The 19,523-nt window shown below is 50.0% G+C and carries 33 protein-coding genes and 1 pseudogene; all 34 read right to left on the reverse strand.

Going from position 1 to position 19,523, the window contains the following annotated elements; all coding sequences use genetic code 11:
- Positions 1-162: 162 nt before the first annotated feature.
- Positions 163-489 carry a hypothetical protein gene (locus OGV71_RS03100; protein ID WP_007372293.1) on the reverse strand — a complete coding sequence of 109 codons (327 nt, stop codon included), beginning with the start codon at positions 487-489 and terminating at the stop codon, positions 163-165.
- Between the two features lie 83 nt (positions 490-572).
- Entirely contained in the window at positions 573-971 is a 399-nt protein-coding gene (locus OGV71_RS03105; protein ID WP_007372292.1) for a hypothetical protein, read from the reverse strand.
- Between the two features lie 10 nt (positions 972-981).
- Positions 982-1,269: a glutaredoxin family protein gene (locus tag OGV71_RS03110; RefSeq protein ID WP_016241556.1), complete on the reverse strand. Its 288-nt coding sequence runs from the start codon at positions 1,267-1,269 to the stop codon at positions 982-984.
- Between the two features lie 301 nt (positions 1,270-1,570).
- Positions 1,571-2,041: an HAD domain-containing protein gene (locus OGV71_RS03115; protein ID WP_007372290.1), complete on the reverse strand. Its 471-nt coding sequence runs from the start codon at positions 2,039-2,041 to the stop codon at positions 1,571-1,573.
- 82 nt (positions 2,042-2,123) lie between these two features.
- The gene (locus OGV71_RS03120; RefSeq protein WP_007372289.1) at positions 2,124-2,741 is read right to left on the reverse strand and encodes a hypothetical protein; all 618 of its coding nucleotides are present in this window, start codon (positions 2,739-2,741) and stop codon (positions 2,124-2,126) included.
- A gap of 69 nt (positions 2,742-2,810) precedes the next feature.
- Positions 2,811-3,365: a hypothetical protein gene (locus OGV71_RS03125; RefSeq protein WP_007372288.1), complete on the reverse strand. Its 555-nt coding sequence runs from the start codon at positions 3,363-3,365 to the stop codon at positions 2,811-2,813.
- A 154-nt stretch (positions 3,366-3,519) separates the two neighbouring features.
- Positions 3,520-3,678 carry a hypothetical protein gene (locus OGV71_RS03130; RefSeq protein WP_016241558.1) on the reverse strand — a complete coding sequence of 53 codons (159 nt, stop codon included), beginning with the start codon at positions 3,676-3,678 and terminating at the stop codon, positions 3,520-3,522.
- Between the two features lie 20 nt (positions 3,679-3,698).
- Positions 3,699-4,007 (reverse strand): CcdB family protein, encoded by a 309-nt coding sequence (locus tag OGV71_RS03135; protein ID WP_007372286.1) that lies wholly within the window; start codon positions 4,005-4,007, stop codon positions 3,699-3,701.
- Between the two features lie 2 nt (positions 4,008-4,009).
- Positions 4,010-4,249, reverse strand: a complete 240-nt coding sequence (locus OGV71_RS03140; protein WP_007372285.1) for a type II toxin-antitoxin system CcdA family antitoxin — start codon at positions 4,247-4,249, stop codon at positions 4,010-4,012.
- Between the two features lie 138 nt (positions 4,250-4,387).
- Entirely contained in the window at positions 4,388-4,852 is a 465-nt protein-coding gene (locus OGV71_RS03145) for a hypothetical protein (protein WP_008786596.1), read from the reverse strand.
- The gene (locus tag OGV71_RS03150; protein ID WP_008786597.1) at positions 4,849-5,523 is read right to left on the reverse strand and encodes a hypothetical protein; all 675 of its coding nucleotides are present in this window, start codon (positions 5,521-5,523) and stop codon (positions 4,849-4,851) included. Before OGV71_RS03150 ends, OGV71_RS03145 begins: the two co-directional genes overlap by 4 nt.
- A gap of 457 nt (positions 5,524-5,980) precedes the next feature.
- Entirely contained in the window at positions 5,981-6,613 is a 633-nt protein-coding gene (locus OGV71_RS03155) for a hypothetical protein (RefSeq protein ID WP_007372282.1), read from the reverse strand.
- 15 nt (positions 6,614-6,628) lie between these two features.
- Complete coding sequence (locus OGV71_RS03160) at positions 6,629-6,769, reverse strand: hypothetical protein (RefSeq protein WP_007372281.1); 141 nt, start codon at positions 6,767-6,769, stop codon at positions 6,629-6,631.
- Between the two features lie 147 nt (positions 6,770-6,916).
- Positions 6,917-7,375, reverse strand: a complete 459-nt coding sequence (locus tag OGV71_RS03165; RefSeq protein WP_008786599.1) for a hypothetical protein — start codon at positions 7,373-7,375, stop codon at positions 6,917-6,919.
- A 52-nt stretch (positions 7,376-7,427) separates the two neighbouring features.
- The gene (locus OGV71_RS03170; protein WP_306083951.1) at positions 7,428-7,685 is read right to left on the reverse strand and encodes a Lar family restriction alleviation protein; all 258 of its coding nucleotides are present in this window, start codon (positions 7,683-7,685) and stop codon (positions 7,428-7,430) included.
- Entirely contained in the window at positions 7,648-8,343 is a 696-nt protein-coding gene (locus OGV71_RS03175) for a hypothetical protein (protein WP_007372278.1), read from the reverse strand. Before OGV71_RS03175 ends, OGV71_RS03170 begins: the two co-directional genes overlap by 38 nt.
- A 130-nt stretch (positions 8,344-8,473) precedes the next feature.
- The gene (locus OGV71_RS03180; RefSeq protein WP_016241560.1) at positions 8,474-8,665 is read right to left on the reverse strand and encodes a hypothetical protein; all 192 of its coding nucleotides are present in this window, start codon (positions 8,663-8,665) and stop codon (positions 8,474-8,476) included.
- A 181-nt stretch (positions 8,666-8,846) separates the two neighbouring features.
- A complete protein-coding gene (locus OGV71_RS03185; RefSeq protein WP_024196081.1) occupies positions 8,847-9,242 on the reverse strand; it encodes a hypothetical protein in 396 nt (131 codons plus the stop codon).
- Positions 9,243-9,268: 26 nt separating this feature from the next.
- Positions 9,269-9,433: a hypothetical protein gene (locus OGV71_RS03190; protein WP_007372277.1), complete on the reverse strand. Its 165-nt coding sequence runs from the start codon at positions 9,431-9,433 to the stop codon at positions 9,269-9,271.
- Positions 9,434-9,514: 81 nt separating this feature from the next.
- Positions 9,515-9,937: a hypothetical protein gene (locus OGV71_RS03195; RefSeq protein WP_024196082.1), complete on the reverse strand. Its 423-nt coding sequence runs from the start codon at positions 9,935-9,937 to the stop codon at positions 9,515-9,517.
- A gap of 87 nt (positions 9,938-10,024) precedes the next feature.
- Positions 10,025-10,345: a hypothetical protein gene (locus OGV71_RS03200; RefSeq protein ID WP_016241561.1), complete on the reverse strand. Its 321-nt coding sequence runs from the start codon at positions 10,343-10,345 to the stop codon at positions 10,025-10,027.
- Positions 10,346-10,365: 20 nt separating this feature from the next.
- Positions 10,366-12,438 carry an ATP-dependent DNA helicase DinG gene (gene dinG, locus OGV71_RS03205; protein ID WP_016241562.1) on the reverse strand — a complete coding sequence of 691 codons (2,073 nt, stop codon included), beginning with the start codon at positions 12,436-12,438 and terminating at the stop codon, positions 10,366-10,368.
- A 94-nt stretch (positions 12,439-12,532) separates the two neighbouring features.
- Positions 12,533-12,826 carry a hypothetical protein gene (locus OGV71_RS03210; protein WP_007372274.1) on the reverse strand — a complete coding sequence of 98 codons (294 nt, stop codon included), beginning with the start codon at positions 12,824-12,826 and terminating at the stop codon, positions 12,533-12,535.
- Between the two features lie 12 nt (positions 12,827-12,838).
- On the reverse strand, positions 12,839-13,144 hold the full coding sequence (locus OGV71_RS03215; protein WP_016241563.1) for a hypothetical protein: 306 nt from the start codon (positions 13,142-13,144) through the stop codon (positions 12,839-12,841).
- Between the two features lie 154 nt (positions 13,145-13,298).
- The gene (locus tag OGV71_RS03220; protein ID WP_007372272.1) at positions 13,299-13,571 is read right to left on the reverse strand and encodes a hypothetical protein; all 273 of its coding nucleotides are present in this window, start codon (positions 13,569-13,571) and stop codon (positions 13,299-13,301) included.
- Between the two features lie 114 nt (positions 13,572-13,685).
- The gene (locus OGV71_RS03225) at positions 13,686-13,961 is read right to left on the reverse strand and encodes a hypothetical protein (protein WP_007372271.1); all 276 of its coding nucleotides are present in this window, start codon (positions 13,959-13,961) and stop codon (positions 13,686-13,688) included.
- A gap of 74 nt (positions 13,962-14,035) precedes the next feature.
- Positions 14,036-14,512 (reverse strand): hypothetical protein, encoded by a 477-nt coding sequence (locus OGV71_RS03230; RefSeq protein WP_096897031.1) that lies wholly within the window; start codon positions 14,510-14,512, stop codon positions 14,036-14,038.
- Positions 14,513-14,547: 35 nt separating this feature from the next.
- Positions 14,548-15,006 (reverse strand): hypothetical protein, encoded by a 459-nt coding sequence (locus OGV71_RS03235; protein ID WP_007372269.1) that lies wholly within the window; start codon positions 15,004-15,006, stop codon positions 14,548-14,550.
- A gap of 108 nt (positions 15,007-15,114) precedes the next feature.
- Positions 15,115-15,381, reverse strand: coding sequence for a hypothetical protein (locus OGV71_RS03240; protein ID WP_007372268.1), 267 nt, complete (start codon positions 15,379-15,381; stop codon positions 15,115-15,117).
- Between the two features lie 92 nt (positions 15,382-15,473).
- Positions 15,474-16,067 carry a hypothetical protein gene (locus tag OGV71_RS03245; protein WP_007372267.1) on the reverse strand — a complete coding sequence of 198 codons (594 nt, stop codon included), beginning with the start codon at positions 16,065-16,067 and terminating at the stop codon, positions 15,474-15,476.
- 147 nt (positions 16,068-16,214) lie between these two features.
- Positions 16,215-16,550, reverse strand: coding sequence for a hypothetical protein (locus OGV71_RS03250; protein ID WP_007372266.1), 336 nt, complete (start codon positions 16,548-16,550; stop codon positions 16,215-16,217).
- A gap of 792 nt (positions 16,551-17,342) precedes the next feature.
- Positions 17,343-18,515, reverse strand: a complete 1,173-nt coding sequence (locus OGV71_RS03255) for a hypothetical protein (RefSeq protein WP_007372264.1) — start codon at positions 18,513-18,515, stop codon at positions 17,343-17,345.
- Positions 18,516-18,683: 168 nt separating this feature from the next.
- The gene (locus OGV71_RS03260) at positions 18,684-19,130 is read right to left on the reverse strand and encodes a hypothetical protein (protein WP_286532575.1); all 447 of its coding nucleotides are present in this window, start codon (positions 19,128-19,130) and stop codon (positions 18,684-18,686) included.
- Between the two features lie 21 nt (positions 19,131-19,151).
- A pseudogene (locus tag OGV71_RS03265) lies at positions 19,152-19,523 on the reverse strand (IS1-like element IS1B family transposase); the annotation flags it as partial.

The raw sequence follows: 19,523 nt of genomic DNA on the forward strand, positions 1-19,523 counted from the left end.
TAATTGGCTCGACAAAATCGTTGCATCACGACGATCGCAGGTGTGAGGTTTGTTTTCTTCGTGGGGGTTGTCAGCTATCACGACATTGAGGCAGGCAAGCGCAGGTGTCACAGTTTCGGGTATATTTTATGCTGGTGGGGTGACCACCAGCTGCGGGTATAGTTACTTAATGGTTTTCAGGAGGGTGAACTTGGTTTTGCACCGGGTGCATTGCGCTTTCAGAGACCCGGAGCGCACCTGTTTCAGTTTCCCGGCGCACTGGGTACAGGCTACGTCCTTCACACGTTGTGCCATTCGCTCATCCACAGCGAGTGTTTTGGTCGGGTTATGCTTACGCTTGGGAGCCTTCAAAAGCCCCAGCGCCCGCAACGTGGCTTTGTACTCCCGGGTGATCCATTGACCGTCGCGCTCATAGTGCAGGCCATCCCCCATCATATCGCCAAGCTGTATCAGCCGCTGATGCAGCACTTTTTCTTCTTCAGGACTCATATACCGTGCTCTCTTTAAATTATTGAGACGGAACCGAGCCGATTGATACCTCATATGAGGCCACCAGCGTCTTTACTGGCGTTTCAACGAAGCTGACGCTCTGCTGAGTAGAGTCGAATGAGAATCGCGTCCAGCGCCCCACAGAGCGCGATCCTGAAGCTTTCGCTATGACCGTCCCGTTCGCGCATCTCCAGAAGGGCATCCAGCTCGTTATCGTCAATCGGCAGTGGCCCGGAACAGAAGGTTTTCACCATGTCAGAGGTGTCAGGGTTTATACCTGCAATGCGCAGGATATCGGGAACCTCAGACCGGTAGATCACCGGTCGGCCTGATGGCGGTGTCCACGTTATCGGCTCTATCTTCAGTTGCGGTAAGCCAGCACCGGCGAGGGCGTTATTCAGATCGTCTATAAGCACGACATCCGCTCCTGAAGGAGGATGTACGCCGAGGGCCGCAGGGATTTCGACAGAGATATTGTGCATGGCGTTTACCTCAGTGAAGGACGTGATTAACCAGCGACGGGGGGATATCGAGTGACCCGACACTCCAGCCATTGGCAGTTGTCGCAATAAGATCTGGCCGGAACCCACCCCAACCCGTCACACGGCCCGAATCGTTGACCACCACCACCAGCGGCGCACCGGTATTTTGTGTCAGGCGAACGAGATCTGCGTTGTCCACCAGCGGGATCTCATTCACGTCCACCCCAGCCAGAGAAAAGCGGGTAAGCGTCATGCGACATTTCGGACAATCAGGGGCAGTAAACACAGTAATTTTCATTGGGATAGCCTGGTGTATACGGGATATATTCATTATCCCAGCTTTCCGCTTCTGACGAAGCGTTGCGCGGGTAATCAGAGCGTAAGCAGGTAAGATATTGTTGGGGCCATCCTGCAACATCAGTTGCGCCAGTTGCCTGGCTATTCGTCGCTCTCTCCATTAGAGAAAATAAACCAAATAAGCAGAACGCCTCCGACCCACATTCCAACAAAGAGGCAAATACCGATCAGGTCATAGACGTATTGTGGGATTTCATTCATAACGCATCCTCATTAATAATTTGTATTCAGCCTTAAACCGGTCATTTCATTAACCGAATCCGGTCTATCAAAGCGCTACCCTGCGTTGCATTCAGCCCCTCGTGCCGGTGAGTCAGGAACAGGGCAGGGCAGTCAGTTGGAAAGAGTCGAGCGGTATCGTCCACGAAGGTGTAATGCTGTAGGCCGAACCGTTTAACGACCGCCATGCATTCGTGATAACGCACGTGGTTATTCACCAGCCCATCCAGATCGGGATTGAGTCCAGCAATCCGATCGCGTATACCCGCAGGGAAATGACTCAGCACCATCTCCCGGGGTACGCCGGTACGCCAGTTTGTGGAAAGGATAATTCCCGTCTGCGGGCATTGCGTCAGCACGTGATCCAGCACAGGCATAAACTCCAGTGACCCGTTTTCCGCCCGGTGGAGTACACCGTCGATGTCCAGGAAAATCCAGTGACGACGGGCATCTATTTCCAGCCAGAACTCGCCCGCAGAGCGCCGGGTCGACATACAATCTATATCGTCCTGACAGGTAAACCTGACTAACCACTTCTGTAATAATCGGAACATAGAGGCCTCTCGCGGTAGTTGACTATATGCAGAACCGGCAACCATCAAAATCATACGGATTCTGTTGCCATGAAATACGGCCACACCCGGGGCAATTCCAGCGAGTCAGCCCCTTTGACTGTCGGCGATTTTGGCGTTTCAGCCAGGCAGGCATCAGCAGACCGGCCCCCTGCGTCATTTTACGGCGGTCTATCCGCTCAACACTGAAGGTAGGGCGCTTTGCAGCGTCAGGGATGTGATGGGGTAACCAGACGACATCAGGTCTATCTGCCTGTGGTGAGTCAAAAACTCTGGCAAGGGAAAAATCCGTGGTAGTACCCGCATCAGCCAGCCAGAACAGATCGTTTCCGTCCCATTGGCCATTAACGAAGCCGACATATTTGGTGGCGCTTTCGGAGAGAATGGTTTTTCCCGGTACAAACTGATGATCAACATGAAACACGAGATGGCGGTCGACTGCATCGGCATCAACCGGCAGGTCAAACTCCCGTCCCGTATTCCATGCGCGTTGTGCTTCCTCGCGGGTGTAAACCCGGGCATTACGCTGATCGGTGCTGTAACCTCTGCCGTGATGGCTATGAAAAGCGGTATTGCTACCAACGGTGTCACGCAAGCTGACCAGATAAAAACGGTCTTTCATGAAACACTCCAGAGGATGATGGCAGGAAAATAGCCCGGCGCGGCGGATACCGACACCGGGGAGGAGGGGTTAGCTTTCGATTTTGCTGACGTTTACGGTGTCATCGTCGTTACGCTTTACACCCAGCATGGTATCGCCATCGACTTCGATAATGCCGTCAAAGTAGTCGGTCATTTCGTCATAGCTGACTTCATCAAGGTCATCCAGCCGGTAGGAAGAGCCATCCGGCAGAACAAACTGACCATCCAGCGTGGCAAGGTCATACGCCAGCGGGGTAACCGTGAAGTAATACTCATCGGTGAACCAGACCGCGCCAACCACCAGTGGGTGAGAAATGTGGAATTCGACGGTGTTATAGCCCTGCGCTGCGATTGCATCCAGCAAATCAATGAAGCCGGGCATCGTATCGCCATCCCAGCCATCAGCCGATAAGGAAGGCTTGAGGTTATCCCAGTCGCTCAGACTGAAAAACACTGTGCCCTCACCGTCATCGCTGATATGGGATGAAATGTACGTCGCGCTTGCTTTTGAAGCCATTGCAAACAGGAAGTCCTCATCGAGCACGTGTTTGAGGGAGGTTTTAAAAACCTTGTCAGTGCCTGCTGCCGGGATAATCGCTAACATGAAACACCTCAGTGGTTGTGTTGGTCTGTTTTTATTATCGAACGACTGAGTCTGCTGACGAAGGAAAAAAGGGGACAAAAAGAGGCTGTTTTCTCAATAAAATCAGAAAGATTGTGACGGCCCGAATTCAGATGAAACGGGCGCAGACGGGGGGTTATTTGCTGGCGGATTCGGCTTCGTAAATGACTTCGTCGGCCCAGTCTCGATCAAATCCCGGCATCACCGGTAATGCTGCAACGACATCGGTAGGGAGGGCATCAATATAATCGCGCATGGCTTTTGCCACTTCCAGCAGTTCATTTTGCTTCATCATTTTCTCGCTCATTATCTCTGTCAGAAACCATCCAGCAGGAAGTCCACCGCACTTTTGATAGTGTGCCGGAACGGAGATGCGTCCATGACCGCCTGACCGAGCTGCTTCACGCGGACTGAAGCCATTTCATGCGTCATCAGGATAACGTCATTCCCTTCCACCTGTATGACCGGAGTTAATCGCGCAACCGGGGCCGAGGCTCCTTTTTTAAGCCGATGAAGGGGGATCACCAGGCGGGTATTTAACTCGCCAATGATGTCGCTCTGTATATCCAGCAGGTAAGGGTATGCCTGGCTGTTGCCGGGATTGCGGTAAACGGTATATTGCATTATCAGAACGTCCTGTATTCGTCAGACAGTAACCCATGCTCTTCAGTGATGCGGTTCAACTCCTGAATACCAGCACGATTCTGTCGTTTCCATTCTTCCGCTGCACTGGCCTTCAGTTTGCTCTGAAGCGCTTCTGCCAGCGTGGCGGACAAGTTAATCCCAGCGTCTTTTGCCTGCTGTACGAGCATTGGCTCAAGGGTGACACTGACGGTTTTTTTCTGGCGAGCAGCTGTAGCCTGCATGTGTCCTCCAATAAAAAAGCACGTGTCGATTACACGTGCTTTAAGTATGCGCCCATTTTATCCCACCAGCAAATTTGTTTGCCTCCGAGAGAGTCTACTGCGTCAGTTCAGCAGGTCAGATGGCCTAGACCGCAGAGGCTACGTTTTTCCAATCATGATAAGCAACACACGCCTGTTTGGCAGGTTGGCTGCAACTTTAGCTGCTTTATCAATGCTTTGTGCTGTATACACTACCCCTCTTTCTTTCAGGTTCTCCGCGTTCTGACGCAGCGTTTCCTCTGAAAAGCTGGACGACTCATCAATGCCAACTGGGCCGGGCTTTGCACCGCGCAAACTGAATGGCACAGGGCCATGCCAATCATTCTTTACCAGTAACAGTCGGGCATCAATGATCCGTCCTGGTAGCGTTCTTTCGATGAGGTAACTTTTTCCGGTTCCAGTGCTGCCAATCAGGCAAACGGTGTAACCGAAACGCAATGCCCATCGAATGATTAGAGCCCAATACCGCGCCCGGAACGCGGAAATGACAGGCATTTCACCTGGTCTAAATACCGCTGCGAAAAGACATGAATAGCTATATTTCTCAGCGTTACAATCTTTCATAAAACTTTATCCAGTGATGTGTTTTTGGGGAATTTTCTGCCCGCCCAGCAGGTAGCTGGTGTATCTGAAGTACATAACATCTTGTAGTTGCCTCTGACTATCTCTCTGGATATAGACTTATCAAATTCATTTCTATCCATATCAAATAGCCAGTAGAACCCATCAGCATAGATAATTGTGGTTCGATTGGGATCCGAAGCTACGACGCGAGCATCCGTAATCAAATTCTCCTCATAGCGCAAAGGCGAAGCGGAGAAAAAGAATATTATTAATACGAACCAACTCCCTATGAAACACGGTAAAACATGTTTTTTGCAATCCTTTAAACCATCTTTGTTGCCTTTCATTTTGTAGTCATAAAGACCAAGCAAAAAAAGTAAGAAAGAAAAAGCAAACCCCAGAAAAACGTGAGTATAAAACTGATGGATGCCGTCACTCCATGTAATACTGATACTTCCAGCATTTGTTCTTTTTGTTGTTATTTCTAATACGGAAATGAAAATGGCTGTTAACTGACTAAAACAAAATATTTTTATGCTTAATTCAGACTTAAACGCTTTGTTATATACTAATACAATCACAAAAAGTATTACGATTACAAAAGCTGTAATCATAAACTCACTCATCATCATGAGCACACTGTTATTAATACTGTAATTTATGTTCATCATCACTCCTTAATTTCACAACTTTTCATCATTTTATTTGAGAATTGACAGGCTTATCGAGTAGGGGGTTTAGCGTCCTTGAATATGTTCGCTCGTGTGGCGCTCACTAGACACCAGATAACAGAAGAAAGCAGAGCAAGCATTGCGTAAACCATTCGGAAGTTTGAATCCCACTTCGCGGTTACTATTGATTCATCGACCGCCTCGCGAACGCAGGGAGATTCGATAAGTGTCGGGGGAGTCGTGGATTGTGGCTCTTCGGTACATACCATTAGTTTGCCGACCGGAGCACCATCAATGACAGCCCTGGCTGCACTAACCAGATGCGCTGAAGGTGAACCTGAATAGTTCATGCAGATGAACGTGATAAATAAAGCAATCGCCGGGCCGGAGACCAGAGTGAAGAATGCGAAGCTGCGGCAGGCCGTAGTATGGCGATGCAAATTAGCGAGAAATGTCATCATGATTTGTCACTCTGGGTTTTAGTCGTATCCGACTCGGTGTCACATCGCTGGAAAGCTACTTGAGGAGGAATTTGATCAACCCCGGTAAAGCAATATTTCAGGGATAGTTGCTTTTTTCCCTCATCCAGTCCAACAAAAAAGATATCGACCGGATCTTCATGAAGTAGCTCTTTTGAGAGCCGGTTGTAGGCCATCCAGCTCCCAACCATATCGACCATTGGCTTAAATTTATCAGTTGCGTTATCTGTAGGTTTAAATGGAATTACACGGAAAACATTCCATCGTGAGCAACGAACCAGCAATTGAGCATCACTCTGAAAGACGTCCAGATCAGTGTTATTTGTCAGGACTTTACACAGCGACTTGAGATCGTTACCCCTGACCTCCAGTTGGCTGAAGCTTCTATAATACTTTTCACATCCAGTTAAGTGCTGAGCGTAGCACTGCTTCAACAGTGTTGTGTCGTTACTGGCCTGCAATTGAGTATCTTTCGCCACATAGGCATCACTGATAAGAAAATCGGGATAGAGGTGTCCCTCCCATAGCAGTTTCTCGGCGATAGCGCCCCCCAGCACCACCACCAATAAGATAAAAAAAATTGGGAACGTCTTACCCAGAGGTATTTTCATAAATCTCACCAGTCGTTAATTTGAGGTAAATTTGCTTTCCAGATTCAGAATGCATTTTTCATGTGCATACATGACGGCGGAATCATGGCCGTAATAGAGTTCGCCATTTTCACGCTGCCACTCACGCGCTTTTCGGGTACGGAATGCTTCTGACATATGTTTTCCACACAACTCACATGGCCCGAAAAAGTCGCTGCTGCGGCCTGTTGATTTTGTGAGTCTGACGATATTGCCTGTAGGTCTACCCATACTGCCCCCTGTGCTGCTGGCATTGACCGGCTGTCTGCCGTGCTAAATGAGTGGTTATTTATCCGCGTCATCATCGGATTCTTTCGGCACGAGTTTTGTATAGCTAAATGTCATATCAGAGGGACGGATCCCATAGCGCCACGGCTTTCTGCGGTAGTTAACTGCCTCGCTTACCATCCAGCAGATAAGAGCGATACCCGCCACTATCAGGTAGCCTTTGAGCAACAGCGAGTCCCATTGTTTAATGGCATCATCGGCATTCACCACGTGTCGCTGGCATTCTGAGGAGCGGAACGCGGCAAACACTGCTTTCTCTTCAGGGCAAACCATGACCGAGGTGCTGGTGGCATTTCCAACCAGACTACGGGCCTGATCGAGGAAGACCTTGGATGGTGAACTGGTAAGAACTGTGCAGAACAGAATGAGCAGTAACGCAACTGCCGGAGCAGTGACAAACGAGAAAATGAATGCCTGCCCGGATTTCCATAAAACGTCGCTGATGTAAAATTTCATGTCGGTGTTTCCTCTTATCGGTATTCAGGCCCAGAGCAGCCCGGGGCTTAATTTATGCTGACTGGAGTCCGCCAGATTGTTTCTCTTCAGCGCGGGTATTCCAGCGCGTCACAGCGGCTTGTTCGGAGTCCTGAAACGCCACCGTGGCCTCACAGGAATTGCAGCAGGCGCGAAAATTATTCGAAATCTCCCGAACCCGGATAGATGAACAACCGCAGAAAGGGCAGGGCTTGACGTTATCGTGTCTCATCGTATTTCCTCGCTGGTGGGCTTTATCCACCGAAGCTATTGAGCCGAATTTCAGGTTCATCACCGAGCTCGTACATGTGTCCCATTTCGTTCATGATGGTGCTACTGCCATTGAACCAGGTAACCATGCATCGCCAGTGCTGACTGCCGTTTTCACCCCAGCGGCTCACGCCCGCAGCATCCATTTCGTCTTCAGTGATAAAGAAATCCGCGCCCGGCAGTTTCTCGGCATCAAGGCAGATCTCAGGCTCAACGACGAAGCAGATACCGTTGCTGTTCATGACGTACATACGCCGCTCAAGGGTTTCAGTACTGACAATGACCTGCTTATCAGAAGTAAGGTGTGATTTAGTGACTTCCATGCGAATCAGGTTCTTTGCATTAGCCTGTCCACTCGCAAAAACCATTGACGCATTGCGAACCATTAACTCAGCAGCTTCTTCACCGAAGCTACGAAGGCCCATCAGTGCAAGCAACTCACTACATTCGGCTTTACCGAGGTTGCCAGTAGTCAGATTAACCACGCCTTGTAGAGTGCTCAGTTCAACCGGTTGTGACCGGAGGATGTCGCGAAGCAGTGTATTACCCGCCGTGCCCGGGTCGCTCCAACTGGAGGATTCGGGACGCTGATTTTCAAGAAATAGGGCGCTTTGCAGTAAAGCCGCTGGTGGCTTTCCGGCAAAACTCAGTTTTACTCTGACCGAATCGAATGGGTGCATGACGGCGGTTTCTCCATAATATCGTGAAGCTAAAAACTGTTTTAATCCTATTATCCCACCGGTCGACAATTGACGAAGTAATCGGGTATGAAATGGACACCCCTTCGATAATTCACATATAGCGAAGCCTTTACGCCTTTGTCTTATCCGCAGGCTGGGGAATGCAATAACTTAAGATGGTGATAGTTTCCCCACGCTTTGCTTTAGGCGCGGCACTCTGGCATTCATCATAGGTTTTGTAGTCAGGTATTTTCTGAGAGGTGACACCACTTGGATTAAGACCACTTGAATAAAGCCCAATCACGAGAACTAAAGTAAACATGTTATTACTCCAGAATGTATTGATGGAAAGTAAGTGAGAATGCCATTATCCATTTCTCCTAAAATCCCGAAAAAACTTTTCAAGAAAGGTACTTTTCGGTTACTTCAGCGTAAGCATACTTAGATCGCAAAATGAGTGAATAAATAACTTTGCTCTGCAATTGTTTTTGCTGAACTTCAAATTAATCAGTCATCGATTTCATCAGGCAAGTGAAAAGCTGAGACGTAAAGCTTGCCATCATGAAAATCCAAACCATCTTGGCAGTGATAATCGGAAATTCGAGAGTGCCAATATAATAAATAATAATTATCAATCCCCCCAAGGCCAGACATCCAAGGAGACCTGCTGCTGCCTTTAGGAAATCACTGCCTTCAGGATTCTGGAATGTGAATCCAGTTATAATCAGCGAGGAAAAACAAGCGAACAAACAAGTTCTATACAAAGGCCAGTCCCCGGATATAACATTTTCTCGAATAAGCACTGCCCATATCAAAAATTCAATGCTGAAAATAATCAGCGGAACTGCGAGCACACGAAATGAAAGTTTTTCATATAAAGTGGTAATAATTGATGTCATAGCAAACCCCGCTTGCAATATTCAAATTAATTTTCGTGGTTTTTACCTGCTTTTAACAAACGCGTTATTTCATCAGTAAGGCAGAAACTTTTCCCAGATGATGGTTTCCCGATAACCACAACGTGACCAGTACTTGGAGTTCCCTCTACTTTAAAAAATGCAAGTTTTGCATCGATAATTTTATTTTTCATTGCATCGGTAACCTTGTATGACGTGGGGGTAAATTTTGTGCGTTAATGTTCAATGATAATATTAATCGCGAAATACTGTATCTATAGGGTCTGTTGATTAAGACTATCCCTCTTGAAGTAAAATACAATCATCATTCCTATCTGTATGGAATAGGAAGCCAATTCAGCATATGTTACATAATTGCTTGTGATGAAGGAAAAACCTCGCGCGATTACAAGTAGGAGTATTGATGCAATAAACACTAAAACCCAAACGGTAAGCATTCCCAGCACTGAAAGAAAGTACTCATATTCATTTGGGTCGTAAAATACAAATGCTGTTGAGAATATTGCAATAATACATAACGGAAGTGATGTAGCGAGTTCCGACCATTGAAGGTCAATTTTTCCAACCACCAGCAATGTAGAAATGACAGCGTACTGTATAGCCGATAGAACTGTTACCGGAATCGCAGCTCGAATGAACTTAAAAACAGAATGTTGTGTTTTAGCCTGGTTTTTCATGTGTTACCACCTGTCATTTGTTTCGAAACCAATCATAACCAGAGTGATAGATTTCAGAGTGAATAAACCACTACAAAACGCCCCCATTTATTGCTGGACATCATCCGCAGGAGTGGCATAAAACTCACGACCTGACGCGCCGAGTTTTTTCTGAAGCTTCTTTGTTGCTTCAGCCTGACTTCGGGCCTTGAAATAGAACGTCCTGATAAAATCCCCATTGTTGTAGTTAACGTCCTCTGGATTTGCCCATTTCTGCATAGCAACAAACCGGATAGAAGGCTTCGGGATGGTTTTCACCTCGACATACCCCCGGCCCTTGCAGCGAAAACACACACCGCCTTGAACGTGCCGGAACGCTCGGATCTCACCCTTACCACCCAGACAGCGTGGGCATTCAATTTTATGCATAGCAACCTCTCGACTGTTGATTAACGAATTTCGCGCCTGAAAGGGGGCAGGGATGCGAGGATGTCTTTCCCGTAGGCTTTTGTCTTCAGGCGTTTATCCAGGATAGTCACCGCGCCGGTATCGCTCTCTGTGCGGATAAGCCGACCAACGGACTGGGTCAGTTTGAGGCAGGCCTCCGGTATCGAGATTTCCCGGAAAGCATCACGCCCGTTTTTCTCCAGCCACTCCGTCAGGGTCTGGCCCACCGGGTCGGTCGGAACGCTAAAAGGCAGCTTGGCAATGATGACGTTGTTGCAGTACACGCCAGGCAGATCCACCCCTTCACTGAAAGAAGCCATACCAAAGATAATGCTCGGCTCACCACGGTCGATTCTGAGCTTATGGCGCAGCAGTATTTCCCGTTTTGGAAGTGCCCCCTGTATCAGCAGAAGCGGTGAAATGTGTTGAGGCATCGCCTTGCTGACTTCTTCCATCTGCCTGCGGGAGGCGAACAGCACGAGGCAACCCTGAAGCCGAAGCACCAGTTTGGGAAGGAGTTCGATGATCTCCGCCGTATGTTCTTCATGATTGGTCGGAACCGAGCGCATACGGGGGATGAACAACACGCCGTTGTTCTGGTAATCAAACGGGCTGCGGGCCAGCAGGGTAGGTGTATCGACTGGAAGACCGGCCTGCTCCAGGAATGCGTCAAACTTGCTAAGGGAGCGGATTGTTGCCGAGGTCACAATGGTGGCATAAGCCTTCGACCAGAGCTCGGATTTCAGGTGTTCGCCCGCATAGACCGGACTGCAATTAATCACCACTTCGGTGCTGCGTTTAGTACGACGGACGTTAATCCACCGGGCCATAGGCATACCAGAGACGGTTTTATTCCCGCAGTATGAGGCCAGAGCCTGATGCATACCCGCCAGGCGATTTGCCAGCTCGCCGACAGCCATCTTTTGAAGGGCCAGTTCTTCCTCGCTGATATCCCGCCCGGCCTCATCTACAATCGCCGTCATTTTCACAACGATATTCTGCATCTCGTTTACTGTCTTTAACCCAGGCTTAAACAGGGCCGCAATATCTTCAGGAACGAAACCTTCCGGGAAGCGATAGATGTCCGATTCCGTGCCATTTGGCATTTCGTGATCGTTTCGCCAGTTCAGGGAGCGTAAAAGTGTCCCCCGCAGCTCACCGAGCTCATCACCGGCATGGCCCGCAAGCTCCACCAGCTGCTGCACGTGCTTTTCCATAGTCCCGCCGTAGGACTCTGGCATGGTCATTACCATGTCGAAGATTTCGCTCATGAAATGCCTGCTGGCATCGAGAGAGGCGGAGGTCGCAAAGTGGTTAATTGCTTTCTGCGGAACGTGGTGACCTTCGTCGAACACATAAATGGACTCTTCCTGCGGGGGAAGGATAATACCGCCTCCCAGTGACAGGTCAGACAATACGATGTCATGGTTGGCGATAACCACATCCACCGACTCCAGCAGGGCGCGGGCGAGGAAGAACGGACAACGGTGATAATGTGGGCAACGCTTTTTAGGGCACTGACTGCCAATAGCATTGACCCGACCCCATACCGCCTCATTGATCTCATCAGGATAGGAATCACGCTCTCCTGTCCAGTGACCACCAGCAAAGGCCTTGCTGATATCCTCCACATCATCGCGGATGTAGCCATAGGCATTCATCTCGCTTTCCATATGAACGTCACAGCGCATCTGGCAGAAGTAACGGCTACGGCCCTTCGCCATCGCATAGGAGAAGCTCAGGCCCGCTCTCGCCTGTATTTCTGGCAGATCCTTGGAGATGATTTGTTCCTGAAGCGCAACGGTTGCCGTGGAGATGATCAGCGTCTTATGCTTTTCCATCGCCAGGGGGATCAGCGGCAGACAATACCCGAGTGTTTTCCCTGTCCCCGTACCGGCCTCAATAACCCCGACGCGATACTGCTCCTCAGCGGGGGTAGCGTTAACGACTGCGCTGCAAAACGCCATCATGTCTACCTGCCCGGCACGAGGGGACAGACCCTTTGCGTCCAGGAAGAAGTGATAGGCTCGCTCAGTCATTTCAGCGGCAGTCATCCGGGGTTTATTGTCTGGCATATCCGTACCTTGTCCTCTGCTGCTCAGGAGGCACAGCCCGGCAGCGGCTATCGAAGTCAGGTACATCCTCATGCTGGTGGATGTACCGGGTTCATCAGTCTTCCAGTGAATGGCCTTTAAAGCGTCTCACATAGCGTTTAATTTCAGTTTCGGCCTGTTCCAGTACAGCTCGGTTGCAGTGCTCAAGAACACAGTAAGGCCCATGTGCTGGCCCGCCATCGCTGGTTTCGCAGGCATCAAGCTTGAGCCGAACGGAGGCATCGAAGATAAATTGGGTGATTTTCGCAATGGAGATCTGGTCTTTGTCTTCCTGCTCTTTGGTGTCGATGACATCGCCGTTATACACGTCGAAATCGAGCCGCAGGCGGTAAACTGTGTCGATTGCCATAATCGGATCCCTTCAGAGGATGTCGTAGATGACTGGGACGCGGCCACGTTCTACCTGTTGATTCAGGGTGCGGAAACCACCGTGATCAACGATGTAGAATTCACCCGCCACGGCGGAGCGATGGAAGTCGGCGAGCTCTTCAGTGCCAAAGACGAAAACCGGGGTTCCAGAGGGGACGGTCATGCAGGCAGTTTTTCCGCCATAGCCGCGAACCGTAAAGGTGATTACCCCATCCGCGCTGGTGGGCAGGAAATCGGCGAAAATCGAATGAAAGGCTTTATTCGCCTTATCGCTGAATACGTCGGTCAGTGTCTGCATGATGCGCCCCGTGATCTCGTTTTATGTTGTACTGATACCAGTACAACACGGGCCCGGCAGGTGACGAAGGCGATACGTCGGGTATTATCAGAATGAATATGTCGGTCTGAAATGGTTTATCAGTGAGCCATCAGCTCCGGCCCCGGGACGCGAATCAACGGTCGTTATGCTGTAGCACCTCCACGAACTGTCCGCAGCTGTCGCAGCAGTACTCATTGGCGAACCTGCCATCGTCTTTCCAGTTGTTTGCCCCGCAGCGGCAGAGCAGTACACGTACCTGAGAAGGGCGGATGCGAGCTTGACCGAATTTGGTTGTCCACTGAGGCTCGCCATCAAAGCGAAAAGAGTCAATGCGAAACCTGCTTTCGCGTTCGTAGGTGTTGAGGTATTTGAAGTACAGCTCTTCAGAGAGAATGGCATCGGTCATCGTGTATTCCCTGTCTGGCCCCGTGGAGGGTGATTTGCGGCAGAGTGTTGCGTTGCGAAAACTGCCAGGTTGTCGGAGCCATTACACCACGGGTCATACAGGTCACGAAGGGGGTTACTTACCAGCCAGCGCTTTCTCTTCCCTGGTAGCCAGGCGCATTTGCCCGAAACCTTCACGGATCAGCAACGGCTTTTCTTTCTTCCAGCCCTTAACGACGGACTCACCGAAACGACGCGGGGCGTTACCATTCCAGGTGGCTATGACGTGGTTATCATGGACTTCGACAATCACGACCGGGTGGACGACAACTGTTTTAAGTGTGGTGTTGCCCATATTTACCCGGCTAACCGACCAGACACTCATCCCGACTTCCAGCTGGCTTATTTTCATCTTCATTTCCTTCTAAACGAACGTAGTGCGCCACGGCGTAATGTCGTGACGCACATTACCATGCCCGGGGCTTATCAGAACATAAGCCAGGTGGCGTTACCGGCAGTATTTCTGGACTGGTAGGCTTTTGCCTGCGCGTGAAGCAGCTTCCACAGCTGACGAAGTGTAGCAGCATGATTTTCACCACCAGCATTAACCCGCAGTTCGCCGATCTCGCGGGTAACAGTGAAACAATTCCGGCTCTCATCCCAGCCTGAATGTTCACGCGCTTCCACCACCAGATCATTAGACGTATCAGGGCCGGTCTTTGCTGCATTCAGCACGAACTCCGTTTTAACAGTAATACGGCTGGCGTTATCCGGCGCATCCAGAAAGACGGTGAACCCCTCAGTTCGGCGGTCAGTTATACGACGGCTCCCCCAGGAGGTGCTCCCCCTCTGGACACGCATCATTGAAAGAGCGTGGGACTCGGTTGCCTGCACTGTGCGATACAGGTCGGTCAGGGAAGAAAGGCTGAAGCTTTCAGGGGCAGTCTGGATAGCGTCGGTCATGGTAGATCCTCGGTTATATGGTGTGTTTTCTGGCTTCAGTAGCTGTCGTTTGCCACGTAATAGGACGTGCCTGGATAGAAGTAGCGGTAATCCGGCTGCATGTCATTGGTGATGACGGATGCTTCTTCCCAGACCCCGCTGGTGGACATAAACTCATCTGTCGTTTCATTCTCCAGCCGCATATAGCGTTCAGGAGCGCATTCCGCCCAGGCGCGTTTCACCGTATCCCAGTTAGCGTACTGGCTGATTTCAATATTCAGGGGCGCATTCTTCTCAGGCTGGTTACGGCGGGAACTCAGCACGAAATTCAGCTTCAGGACGATACGACTGTCGTTGTCAGGAGTATCCATCCAGATCTGGTATTCAGCCGTAGGCCGGGATGACTGGTTTTTGCGGCCCCACGAGGTGACACCGGTTTTAACCTGGACTATCGAGACTTTATGCGCATCAGTCTTGCCAACGCTGGTCATCAATTCAGACAGACTTTTAAACATGGTGCATCCCCAGTGATTATTGGTATGTTCGTTTTGTTTACTTATTAAATCACTGGTTACCCGGGTGACGAAGTCAGAGCCGGGTAAAAAAAGGACAAAATTTGCGGATTAGTGGCTGGTGGTGGTATTGGCCTGCGGGACAGGGCCATCGAACAATTTGTCAAAAAATTCCACGCCACGCTGGTACACATCGCGCAGCTCCATATCTTCACGCTCGGTCAGGCCCATCTTATTGAGCACGGCAAGGCCGGTACGAAGGCGAGGAATCAATACGGTTTCCAGATAGATCCTGCGGCCCGCAATAATTTCCGGGGATGCTTCATTGATGTAAAAATCAACGGTTTTCGTGATGCTGAAGTGCTTTACTTCGCTCATCGTCTGGTACTCCTCAGAATGATGTCATGATACTCGGTTTGATTCAGGGGAGGGGAGCAACCCGGGCAAACAAGCCCGGGCGCAGGCAGCAGTTATTCGAGACCCAGTGCAACGTGATCGCCATCATCAGAAAGGCGAATGAATAGCATCTGCGTACCGCCGCTCAAGCCGAACTGGAGATCCCAGCCTGGGACAGAAGATGTCTCGCATTCACGCACATCGATGACCTGGTCACGGTAGAGCAAGAAGCGTGTATCAGACTTGTCATCTTCAGCGACGTGGGCCATCTGATCAGCAAATTTGTCTTCGAGGTCGAACCAGCTTTCCAGCCAGACCTTATCAGAGACCAGGCTGATACCGCAGGCGGATTCCGCCGTGCCGGTCACAGCCTCAGCGACTGGTTCTACAGAAGTCATATTAAATACCGCATCAACTACCAGTGCCTGCTCTGAGGTCGCCGGGTAGATACCTTGCAGATAAACGCTATTGCCGTTCACTTCGAAGCCGTCTTCAAGACTGATGTCGTCATGATCAACGTCATAAACATCCGCGAGGTTGCGAAGACAGATCAGGTTGGCTTCATCTTCGTTCTCCGCTTCAATGCGCATCAGTGGCAGTTCGCCACCACTGGAGTCGGATTCATAGTAGTGAACGTAGAATACATTTTTCTCTTTGCTGGTGGTCATGGCGTTGCCCCGTGTTGTTCGTTTTGTTTACTTATAGTCTCACGGGGTATTCAGGTGACGAAGGAAATCGGGCATAAAAAAGCGGGGATTTAACCCCGCCAGTTTTGATATTTATAATTATGCCAACATGTAGTTCCAGCGCAGTTATTACTTAGGCCTTGGGCCTTTTCGTGTATTACTTTTTTCTGGCTCTTCCACCGACTCTTCTGCTGGTTTTTCCACCGACTCTTGTGTTGGCGTTGTAGTGGCTGCGGCTGCTGCTGCGGCAGTAGCGGTTGAATCGTCATAATCAGTGGTAGCAGTAACATCACCCGATTCAGTCATATGGAGAGTGACAGTGACAGGTTTGCCATCAACAGCAAAATTGAGACTAACTGAACCTTTCATCTTCAGTAAGAGTGCGGCCCGGGTATATCCATCGGAAAGTTTTAAACCAACAGAAGCTAAAGCATCAGCAATTTTGTTATGAATATCGTTGCTCATTTTCATTCCTTAATGTGTGTGTATTAGCGGAATATCAAATCATAAGACTTCAACTGAAAAAGGGTCAGAAGTGAAAAGTTATTTTCTATACGTATGATGGCACAGGAAGGTGGGGTGACGAAGAAGAATAAGCAAAAAAAAAGCGGGGTATTATCCCCGCAAAACTACACACAGCAATTCAATAAAACAACTTCCAGGGGGGCGATGCACACATCACAACTTCGGTCTGTCAGACGGGAACCGGCCTTGGGCGCTTGTATCCCATTTGACGAAAATTTGGTTTTAAAACCGGTAAATCGTTACTCTTTCTTCCTGCTACCCCGGTCTATCACCGGGGTAGCGGAGTCCGCCATTCTCGGCAGCGCCAGCTGATCAGATTACATAGACTCAGATTTAAAGTTACGCGTTCGCATATAACCTCCTTAGTGTGGGCCGGTTCACTGGATTGTGAATTGTCAGTAACGCTAAATTTGTAGACTTCAGGTCTACAGCCTGGCTTATATAGGCAGGCGCGGCAGTTTTTTAAGAGTTTGAACGTAACGAGAGCATTTACATAAATCCTCCTTTCTGTAGCTGACCAGATTTAACGTCTTTGTCTATTCAGTGAACCATACCCTATTCATGTGACGAAGGTTTCTGAGTGTAAAAATACGTAATAAGCAACGCTATTATCGCTAATTCTAAAAATAGGGCGAATTAAAATACCGGCAAAACGCGGACGTTTATACCGGTATTATTTCTGAGCTGCTGGTGCAATATCGCGAGGTAAGCTGTAGTCAGTGCGGCAGGTACTTAACGGCTAGGCTTGCTGGTGGTTAAGGCCTCATCCTGCGCCAGCAACGTGATCACATCCCCGGCAATCTCCGGGCGGATACCAGGCGATTTATGCGCGGCATGGGCCGCGACAGCCAGCGGTCTCCAGTTGAGTGATGCTGCAATACGTCTGATCTCTTCAATAACCCGGAATGTATCGCTCTCCAGCGCCAGACCCGCACGGGCGGTATCGAAAGATACGCGCTGCGCCGAAGTGAGCGGCGAGTGCTTCTTCAGTTCTGCGGTGATGATACGCTGCGCTTCAGCACCGATTGACGCGCCACCTTCGACGACCCCGGTTAAACCGACGAGCTTACCTCCATCACTGCGGCTATTATCGTCTTTAACCCTGGGTGGCGGGGCCAGGGCGGTCAGATCCACGTCCTGCTGTAAGAGCTCCAGCAGGTCAGCCAGCATATCGGGTTTAATCACACCTTTTAAACCCGCTGCGCGTTTCGCTAGGCTGACAGGAGAACGGCCCAGGCGGGCGGACATCGCAATAAGGCAATTAGCCAGAACAAAGAGGTCATCAACCCCAATCAGTGGCGCACACTCTTGCCTGAACGTCTGATCATCCCGGAATGCAGGAGCTGGTGGGGCCGGTTTAGGCGTTTTGGCCTTTGCCTGCGGCTTGTCATAACCACGTAGGGCTTTTTCTGCACTGTCTGAAACCTTACGGATGCTTTGCGCCAGATCATCACCACCTGCCAGGCCTGCGGTCAACTGAAGCATATAATCGAGCCTGCCGAGCATGTCAGGGGAAGCAAGCCCGGTCGCTATCTTCTGGCTGATGTCGTTAAGGTTGCTGAGTATACCACCGGCGATTTTAGACGGAGGAGTAACAACCGCCTGGACATTATGGCTGGTATGAATTTCCCGCGACACCAGGGTGAGGACTTTGCGCCAGTCAGGTTGTACACCAGCATCAAGCGTCTCAAGGTGGCTTATTGCATTTCTCAGGCTATCCCATCTGGATAGCTGTAGAGGGTCACCGTTCTGCTTTCCTGATTTCAGCCACTGAACGAGGTAGACGAAGTCAGATGTAGCTGAGGCCACCAGCCCGGCAATAACGCGCTCTCTTGCTTGAGGCGTTGTAGGGTTAGATCTTCGCACCGGCAGACGGTCATTTTTATGTGCCGTTGGTCTTTTCATTTCGAATATCTCAACTTGGTTCCATCAACGATAACTCCGCGCCCGGGAGCCAGACAGCATGAAACAATGTATTTACCATGTTTGATAAAAGCGCAACCGGCAGCGCCGTCAAAAAAATGCTATATGACAGCGCTGGTTAGAGCAGAAAGATTCAGGGAGGTTTTACATCTACTCTCGATCATCTGTGAGGAAGAGATGCAGTTGAGTCACAAAGGCATCGAGATAAGGGGTATTTCTGGCATTGTCTGCAAAGTTCATTTTGGCATTGGTGTCGTCGTATACATGCATCCAGCCGCTGTTTCTGGCAATACGACGTACATCAGTATTTGCCGGGTAGAGTTTCCCAATAGCTTCACGCAGACCTTCAATTTCTGAGATCAACTGCCGGGCATTCGCAGCAGGCTCAGGAGCCGATGGGACGAGAACCCGGAATTCAGCGGTTTCCGGCTGCATCTTAATCACTTCAATGACTTTGTCCCGGGCAACGGAATTCCATTCAGTAGTCATGCCGTTGTACTGGTTTCGGATGCGGAACTGGTAAACCGGCTGCTGTTCGTTAACAAGCAACCAGGCATCGGCAAGTGCAAGATAGAACGAGACAGGCCGGTTTATCATCTGGTGGGTAATGACTCCAACTTATTGATAGTGTTTTATGTTCAGATAATGCCCGATGACTTTGTCATGCAGCTCCACCGATTTTGAGAACGACAGCGACTTCCGTCCCAGCCGTGCCAGGTGCTGCCTCAGATTCAGGTTATGCCGCTCAATTCGCTGCGTATATCGCTTGCTGATTACGTGCAGCTTTCCCTTCAGGCGGGATTCATACAGCGGCCAGCCATCCGTCATCCATATCACCACGTCAAAGGGTGACAGCAGGCTCATAAGACGCCCCAGCGTCGCCATAGTGCGTTCACCGAATACGTGCGCAACAACCGTCTTCCGGAGCCTGTCATACGCGTAAAACAGCCAGCGCTGGCGCGATTTAGCCCCGACGTATCCCCACTGTTC

Source organism: Citrobacter sp. Cf088, assembly GCF_030334295.1.
GTDB lineage: Bacteria > Pseudomonadota > Gammaproteobacteria > Enterobacterales > Enterobacteriaceae > Citrobacter > Citrobacter freundii.

What these genes read in the sequence shown, in the direction of transcription:
- OGV71_RS03200 (WP_016241561.1), bottom strand. Translation starts at nt 10,345, where the DNA reads ATGCATAAAATTGAATGCCCACGCTGTCTGGGTGGTAAGGGTGAGATC.
- OGV71_RS03120 (WP_007372289.1), bottom strand. Translation starts at nt 2,741, where the DNA reads ATGAAAGACCGTTTTTATCTGGTCAGCTTGCGTGACACCGTTGGTAGC.
- OGV71_RS03195 (WP_024196082.1), bottom strand. Translation starts at nt 9,937, where the DNA reads ATGAAAAACCAGGCTAAAACACAACATTCTGTTTTTAAGTTCATTCGA.
- OGV71_RS03175 (WP_007372278.1), bottom strand. Translation starts at nt 8,343, where the DNA reads ATGCACCCATTCGATTCGGTCAGAGTAAAACTGAGTTTTGCCGGAAAG.
- OGV71_RS03220 (WP_007372272.1), bottom strand. Translation starts at nt 13,571, where the DNA reads ATGACCGATGCCATTCTCTCTGAAGAGCTGTACTTCAAATACCTCAAC.
- OGV71_RS03260 (WP_286532575.1), bottom strand. Translation starts at nt 19,130, where the DNA reads ATGATAAACCGGCCTGTCTCGTTCTATCTTGCACTTGCCGATGCCTGG.
- OGV71_RS03145 (WP_008786596.1), bottom strand. Translation starts at nt 4,852, where the DNA reads ATGAAAGATTGTAACGCTGAGAAATATAGCTATTCATGTCTTTTCGCA.
- OGV71_RS03210 (WP_007372274.1), bottom strand. Translation starts at nt 12,826, where the DNA reads ATGGCAATCGACACAGTTTACCGCCTGCGGCTCGATTTCGACGTGTAT.
- OGV71_RS03140 (WP_007372285.1), bottom strand. Translation starts at nt 4,249, where the DNA reads ATGCAGGCTACAGCTGCTCGCCAGAAAAAAACCGTCAGTGTCACCCTT.
- OGV71_RS03125 (WP_007372288.1), bottom strand. Translation starts at nt 3,365, where the DNA reads ATGTTAGCGATTATCCCGGCAGCAGGCACTGACAAGGTTTTTAAAACC.
- OGV71_RS03190 (WP_007372277.1), bottom strand. Translation starts at nt 9,433, where the DNA reads ATGAAAAATAAAATTATCGATGCAAAACTTGCATTTTTTAAAGTAGAG.
- OGV71_RS03100 (WP_007372293.1), bottom strand. Translation starts at nt 489, where the DNA reads ATGAGTCCTGAAGAAGAAAAAGTGCTGCATCAGCGGCTGATACAGCTT.
- OGV71_RS03245 (WP_007372267.1), bottom strand. Translation starts at nt 16,067, where the DNA reads ATGACCACCAGCAAAGAGAAAAATGTATTCTACGTTCACTACTATGAA.
- dinG (WP_016241562.1), bottom strand. Translation starts at nt 12,438, where the DNA reads ATGCCAGACAATAAACCCCGGATGACTGCCGCTGAAATGACTGAGCGA.
- OGV71_RS03185 (WP_024196081.1), bottom strand. Translation starts at nt 9,242, where the DNA reads ATGACATCAATTATTACCACTTTATATGAAAAACTTTCATTTCGTGTG.
- OGV71_RS03255 (WP_007372264.1), bottom strand. Translation starts at nt 18,515, where the DNA reads ATGAAAAGACCAACGGCACATAAAAATGACCGTCTGCCGGTGCGAAGA.
- OGV71_RS03110 (WP_016241556.1), bottom strand. Translation starts at nt 1,269, where the DNA reads ATGAAAATTACTGTGTTTACTGCCCCTGATTGTCCGAAATGTCGCATG.
- OGV71_RS03165 (WP_008786599.1), bottom strand. Translation starts at nt 7,375, where the DNA reads ATGAAATTTTACATCAGCGACGTTTTATGGAAATCCGGGCAGGCATTC.
- OGV71_RS03240 (WP_007372268.1), bottom strand. Translation starts at nt 15,381, where the DNA reads ATGAGCGAAGTAAAGCACTTCAGCATCACGAAAACCGTTGATTTTTAC.
- OGV71_RS03215 (WP_016241563.1), bottom strand. Translation starts at nt 13,144, where the DNA reads ATGCAGACACTGACCGACGTATTCAGCGATAAGGCGAATAAAGCCTTT.
- OGV71_RS03105 (WP_007372292.1), bottom strand. Translation starts at nt 971, where the DNA reads ATGCACAATATCTCTGTCGAAATCCCTGCGGCCCTCGGCGTACATCCT.
- OGV71_RS03170 (WP_306083951.1), bottom strand. Translation starts at nt 7,685, where the DNA reads ATGAACCTGAAATTCGGCTCAATAGCTTCGGTGGATAAAGCCCACCAG.
- OGV71_RS03250 (WP_007372266.1), bottom strand. Translation starts at nt 16,550, where the DNA reads ATGAGCAACGATATTCATAACAAAATTGCTGATGCTTTAGCTTCTGTT.
- OGV71_RS03130 (WP_016241558.1), bottom strand. Translation starts at nt 3,678, where the DNA reads ATGATGAAGCAAAATGAACTGCTGGAAGTGGCAAAAGCCATGCGCGAT.
- OGV71_RS03135 (WP_007372286.1), bottom strand. Translation starts at nt 4,007, where the DNA reads ATGCAATATACCGTTTACCGCAATCCCGGCAACAGCCAGGCATACCCT.
- OGV71_RS03180 (WP_016241560.1), bottom strand. Translation starts at nt 8,665, where the DNA reads ATGTTTACTTTAGTTCTCGTGATTGGGCTTTATTCAAGTGGTCTTAAT.
- OGV71_RS03160 (WP_007372281.1), bottom strand. Translation starts at nt 6,769, where the DNA reads ATGTCAGAAGCATTCCGTACCCGAAAAGCGCGTGAGTGGCAGCGTGAA.
- OGV71_RS03225 (WP_007372271.1), bottom strand. Translation starts at nt 13,961, where the DNA reads ATGAAAATAAGCCAGCTGGAAGTCGGGATGAGTGTCTGGTCGGTTAGC.
- OGV71_RS03230 (WP_096897031.1), bottom strand. Translation starts at nt 14,512, where the DNA reads ATGACCGACGCTATCCAGACTGCCCCTGAAAGCTTCAGCCTTTCTTCC.
- OGV71_RS03235 (WP_007372269.1), bottom strand. Translation starts at nt 15,006, where the DNA reads ATGTTTAAAAGTCTGTCTGAATTGATGACCAGCGTTGGCAAGACTGAT.
- OGV71_RS03155 (WP_007372282.1), bottom strand. Translation starts at nt 6,613, where the DNA reads ATGAAAATACCTCTGGGTAAGACGTTCCCAATTTTTTTTATCTTATTG.
- OGV71_RS03115 (WP_007372290.1), bottom strand. Translation starts at nt 2,041, where the DNA reads ATGTCGACCCGGCGCTCTGCGGGCGAGTTCTGGCTGGAAATAGATGCC.
- OGV71_RS03150 (WP_008786597.1), bottom strand. Translation starts at nt 5,523, where the DNA reads ATGATGAACATAAATTACAGTATTAATAACAGTGTGCTCATGATGATG.